The 1,886-nt window shown below is 48.0% G+C and carries 3 protein-coding genes; 2 read left to right on the forward strand and 1 reads right to left on the reverse strand.

Annotation, left to right across the window (positions count from 1 at the left end; all coding sequences use genetic code 11):
* Together Q0140_RS06940 and Q0140_RS06945 are read left to right on the forward strand one after the other, a co-directional pair.
* Positions 1–349 (forward strand): GNAT family N-acetyltransferase (locus Q0140_RS06940; RefSeq protein ID WP_297963219.1); only part of this gene is annotated, 349 nt, incomplete at its 5' end.
* A gap of 15 nt (positions 350–364) precedes the next feature.
* Positions 365–1,252: a hypothetical protein gene (locus tag Q0140_RS06945; RefSeq protein ID WP_297963222.1), complete on the forward strand. Its 888-nt coding sequence runs from the start codon at positions 365–367 to the stop codon at positions 1,250–1,252.
* Between the two features lie 221 nt (positions 1,253–1,473).
* On the opposite strand, the gene Q0140_RS06950 is transcribed toward Q0140_RS06945, so the two are convergent.
* On the reverse strand, positions 1,474–1,866 hold the full coding sequence (locus Q0140_RS06950) for a phytanoyl-CoA dioxygenase (protein ID WP_297963224.1): 393 nt from the start codon (positions 1,864–1,866) through the stop codon (positions 1,474–1,476).
* Positions 1,867–1,886: the final 20 nt, after the last annotated feature.

The following is a 1,886-nucleotide window of genomic DNA, read 5'->3' on the forward strand; positions in this document are numbered from 1 at the left end:
GGCGGAGTGCTCGGTCTATGTATCGCAAAACGTGCACGCTCTGGGCATCGGCGGGCTGCTCTACGAGGCGCTACAGCGCGCGCCCAAGGCTCAGAACATCGTAGATATAAACGCTTGCATCGCTTGCGGGGATGACGAATATCTAAACGACGCGAGCGTGCGATTTCACGAGCGCATGGGCTTTCGCTTCATCGGAAGATTCGAGCGCTGCGCCTATAAATTCGGCCGCTGGTACGATATGGCGTGGATGCAAAAGCCCATCGGCGAGCATCTGCAAAATCAGCCTGCGATGAGGCCTTTCGCGCGCTTTAGAGATGAAATTTGCGCGAGCGCGGGCATTAAAATTTAATTTAAAGGAAAAACTTTGACGCACTTTATCATAGACGACGAAAATATCGACGTAGATAATATCTTCGACGTCGTAAATCTAAAAGAGGGCGATGAGCTAAATATCGTCTCCAACACCGCCAAAAAGATCGGCGCCTTGACCCTTGCGCGCCTATCGAAGATGGGCGTTAGCATAGGCGAGGTTTTTACGATCGGCAAGCAAAGAAAGGACTTCGCCGATAAGATCATCGTGTTTTTGATGGGCAAGCTCTGCGGGCAGGAAGGCAAGATCGGCATCGTCAGCAACGATAAATTTTACGACGACGTGATAGAATTTTTTAATAATCTAAACTACCGCAAAAATCCGAAATTTGAAAAGATCAGTCTAGCCTCGCAAGCCGCAGGAGCGGGCACAAAACAAAGCAAAACAAGCGGCGCGGCGGAGAAAAAAGCCCAAAAAGCGGAACCGAAAGCTACGAAACAGGAGATAAAAACTCAAAAGCAAGGGACAAAAGCCACAAAACAAGAGCCTAAAACCGCGAAGCAGGAGCCGAAGGCCTCACAACAGGAACAAAAAGCTGCAAATTCTAAAATCGCCAAAGCGGACATTGCCGCGGCGGAGGCACTGATACCCCAGTGCGTGAGCCTGCAAGCCCTCTATGCCGCGTGCGTCGCAAAGCTCGGCAGAGCCAAGGGCTGCGAGGCCTACCGCGAGATCAAGGACGGCGCGCGGACGCGATACGCGAGCATCGCCTACGATAGCGACCTAAAAGACGGCGCCGTAAGGCGAAACGTGATCAAGCTCTACCGCGAAAGCAGCGGCGATATGGCAGAATTTCACAACAAACTGACGAGCGAATACAAACATGCGGGGCCTGAAATTTATAAAGAATTTAAAGAAAAACTCGTCGGAAAGATGCTCTAGGCGCTTCGGGCACTGAGGTTTGAGACGCAGCGATAGTATGCGTCGTTGCGGCGCGCGGCGGCATGATGCAGCGCAACTAAGCGCAACCGAAATGAAACTATTTGCTTGCGTGGCATTGGTTTTATTTTGCCGTATATAACCAAGCAGAGCCCGGGCACTTAGGCATAGCAGCAGAGTGAAGATATGTAGGATAAATTTCATTCTGCTAGGTCTAATCCGGACTAATCATAATTAAAGTTATATGGTTCATAGCCGAAAATATGCAATGTCTTTAAAGCCAGCTCTCTGATCTCTATCCAGGATTTGTTCTGATAGACCAAGTAATAGCCATCTTCTTCCCCCTTTAATATACTGTCGTCTTCAGTGTACTTATCTATGAGCTCCTTAAGTTCTCTTAGCGCATCCCTCTCGTATGGCAGGAAGCAAAATCTAAATTGCCCTAATAAAGCATTCTTGCATTCATCATATAGCCAATCTACTATTTCGTCTGCCAATACATAGTAGTCCTTTGTGGGATGAACGATATATTTGTCCTGATATTCCAAAGAAGCCATTCGACTTAGATGACACATAAGAGCACCTTTCTCAAATATCTCTTTTCCGTTAATTTGCATTTGGGTTTCCTTTTATTGGG

It is taken from the genome of uncultured Campylobacter sp., from assembly GCF_938045405.1.
Lineage (GTDB): Bacteria > Campylobacterota > Campylobacteria > Campylobacterales > Campylobacteraceae > Campylobacter_B.